Below are 3,014 nucleotides of genomic sequence, written 5' to 3'. Positions count from 1 at the left end.
CGTGAAAAACCGCCAACACGACAATCCGACGCACTTCCGGAAGAAAGTACACGGAGTATGGAAAGCGGCGAGCCTGAACGCAGCGAATTGCGCCGTATTTGACGGGGAATCTCTCGGGATGATTGGACGCAAGCCCGACCGCACGCTTAATCTCCGATATGAACGTGGCGCCAAGTCCGATTTGCCGTTCTTCGTACCACAATGCCGCAGCGTCAAACTCGGCTCGCGCTGCGCGGCGAAAGACGACCCGCAAGGTCATCTATTCAAGCGGGCGGTGATAGATGACTGAACTTCTTCCCAAGAAACGACGTCGTCAGGATTGGCTTCGTGGTCCGCGAGGCGACGATCAAGTTCGGCGCGTTGAGCATCTGTCAGCGGAGTAGCAGCGGCAATGCTATCCCAAAGCTCTTCAACCAGAATCAGGCGATCCGCAACACTGAGCCTATCGATACCAAGTGACTTTAGTGAAACGCTCATGGTCATCTCCTACCTATAATGCGATGGTACCAAATTCATCCTACGATCGACAAATAAGCGCATAACGTCCGCGTTGAGCAGCGCTCGCAGAGCGTCTGCTCGAACGCAGGGTTCAAGTAAGCCGCTACGCGGCAGTATGTTGCGCGCATTGAAGTAATCCCATTCTATGCATCGCCTGAGCCGGCCAAGCTCATGGCCGGGCTTCTGTATTTCTGTTCTCCTCCTCGGACCGCCGCGTCGCGGCGGGCTTCGATCATTTACCGAGGAGAGTCGTCATGATGACAGACTGGTATCAAAAATCAATGAATGCCCTGGCACTCAACGGCAAGGCTGGCCGTACGCAGGAGGCGTACAGCCGCGCGCTGCGCATGCTCTGCGAGTTCTACGGCAACAAGGAGCCGGAGGACATTGGCGAGGCAGAGCTTGAAGCCTACTTCCTGCATCGGCGCAACGTCGATCACTGGTCGGCCAACACGCTTCGCATCTGCTACTGCGGCATCCGCTTCTACTTCGTGAAGGTTCTCCAGCGCGATTGGAATCTGTTCAACTTCCTGCGCGCCAAGAGCGAATCGCGCCTGCCGGCGGTGTTGAGTCGGGAGGAGGTTCGAGCAGTGCTCGGTTGTGTGCGCACGGCGCACAACCGCGCCTACCTCGCCACCGTATATGCCTGCGGTCTGCGCTTGCAAGAGGCGCTTTACCTGGAGGTCTGCGACATCGACGCGGATCGCATGATGATCCATGTGCACCGTGGCAAAGGCGCCAAGGATCGCTTCGTACCCCTACCCAAGAAGACGCTGGACACCCTACGCCAGCACTGGCGCAGCCATCGCCACTCGCGACTGTTGTTTCCGGCCTATGGGCGCGACAGTCGTTCGGCGGGGAGCGCCACGCAGCCGATGGCCATCAGCAGCGTGCAGGGCGCCTTTCGCTCCGCCAAGCTGCAGGCAGGGATTACCAAGAAGGCGGTGTCGGTTCACACGCTGAGGCACAGCTATGCCACGCATCTGCTGGAGATCGGCGTCAACCTGCGCACCATTCAGCAGTACCTGGGGCACACCAGCCTGGAGACGACCATGGTCTATCTGCACCTGACCAACAAGGGACAGGAAGATGCGGTCGCGCACATCAATACCCTCATGGAGGGGCTCTGACATGGGCGCCATTCAGGAGATCTTCCGCCGGCATGGGCCGGCGTATCGGACCGAGTTCGGCGAAATGATGCCGGTGTCCCACGCGCGGGTGATCGAGGCGATCATCGACTGCCGCAGTGCGGCCTCCGGTTCGATCCTGTATCAGTGCGAGGACTGCGGCGAGCCGCAGGTGGCCGCGCGCTGCTGCGGCAACCGCCACTGTCCGGTGTGCCAGCAGGGCAAGGCCGAGCAGTGGCTCTGTCGCCAACTCGAACGCCGGTCGCCAACGCCGTACTTCATGCTGACTTTCACCGTGCCGGCCAGCTTGCGCGAGTTTCTGCGCCGCCATCCGCGTGAAGGCTATGCGGCGCTGTTCGCGGCCTCCGCCGGAGCGATCAAGACCCTGGCCGCCGATGACAAGCATCTGGGCGCCGACACGCCGGGTTTCTTCGGGGTGCTGCACACCTGGGGCCGGCAACTGCAGTACCACCCGCATATCCACTACGTGGTGCCTGGCGGCGGCTTCGATAGTCACGACGGCCGCTGGCATGCGGCCGATCGCGGTTTCTATCTGCCGGTGCGCGCCCTCTCGCCGATCTTTCGGGCGAAGTTCCGCGACGCCATGGCCGACGCCGGCCTCCTGGCCGAGATCGACGCCTGCGTCTGGGCGGTCAATTGGAACGTCAATTGCCAGCCGGTGGGCGATGCGCAGGCGAGCCTCCAGTATCTCTCCCGCTATGTCTTCAAGGTCGGCATCTCGGAGGGCAGAATCGTGCGCGCCGATGATGCGCAGGTGGTGTTTCGCTACCGCAAGGCAGGGAGCTCCCGCCAGCGCACCATGGCGCTCGCGCCTGCCGAGTTCATCCGGCGCTTTCTCCAGCACGTGTTGCCCACCGGGTTCATGAAGGTGCGCTACTTCGGCTTTCTGTCGCCGAGTTTCTCGATGCCGATCGAGGAGGTGAAGGGGCGCATCGAGTTGGCGCGGGGCTTCGCGCTGAGAGCCCCGCCGGAGGCCCCCGCCGAAGTCTCGGGGGCGACCAGCGCGATGTGTTGTCCGCATTGCGGTGGGAGGCTGCGCTGGTGCTCCGTCGTGTTGCCCCGACCGCTGGGCAGTCGCGCATTGTTGCGTCCGAACGTGGCCGACAACAAGCCCCTTGGGGCCACTGCGGTTTGCGCATCGGGATAGGCGCCGGCGCCGGTCCGTCACCTTATTTGCATGTTTGTTGTGTTCGCCCTTCGCCCCTGCGCGGGGGCACGGGGGAGTGTTGTCCAATGCCGGAAAAATGCGCTGCGCATTCGCTTGCGCAGCCTCGAATTCGCGTCGATCAAACCCGCTAAGCGCCATCGACCAGGTCTGATCGACTGATTTCTTGACGCTCCACCCGGCGCGCAGCTCCTGCGCGCCAC

General features: G+C 62.2%; 4 protein-coding genes. 3 read left to right on the top strand and 1 reads right to left on the bottom strand.

The window, feature by feature from the left end:
- On the top strand, positions 1–289 hold a 289-nt coding region (locus Q8P46_04655; protein ID MDP2619453.1), incomplete at its 5' end, for a hypothetical protein.
- On the opposite strand, the gene Q8P46_04650 is transcribed toward Q8P46_04655, so the two are convergent.
- The gene (locus Q8P46_04650) at positions 256–477 is read right to left on the bottom strand and encodes an addiction module protein (protein MDP2619452.1); all 222 of its coding nucleotides are present in this window, start codon (positions 475–477) and stop codon (positions 256–258) included. The genes Q8P46_04655 and Q8P46_04650 overlap by 34 nt on opposite strands.
- A gap of 275 nt (positions 478–752) precedes the next feature.
- Here Q8P46_04650 and Q8P46_04645 point away from each other — a divergent pair, with 275 nt between their 5' ends.
- Together Q8P46_04645 and Q8P46_04640 are read left to right on the top strand one after the other, a co-directional pair.
- Positions 753–1,628 carry a site-specific integrase gene (locus Q8P46_04645; protein MDP2619451.1) on the top strand — a complete coding sequence of 292 codons (876 nt, stop codon included), beginning with the start codon at positions 753–755 and terminating at the stop codon, positions 1,626–1,628.
- Position 1,629: 1 nt separating this feature from the next.
- Entirely contained in the window at positions 1,630–2,793 is a 1,164-nt protein-coding gene (locus Q8P46_04640; GenBank protein MDP2619450.1) for a transposase, read from the top strand.
- The last annotated feature ends 221 nt before the right edge of the window (positions 2,794–3,014 follow it).

It is taken from the genome of Hyphomicrobiales bacterium (assembly GCA_030688605.1).
Lineage (GTDB): Bacteria > Pseudomonadota > Alphaproteobacteria > Rhizobiales > NORP267 > JAUYJB01.
This window is presented reverse-complemented; position numbering and strand designations above follow the sequence as displayed.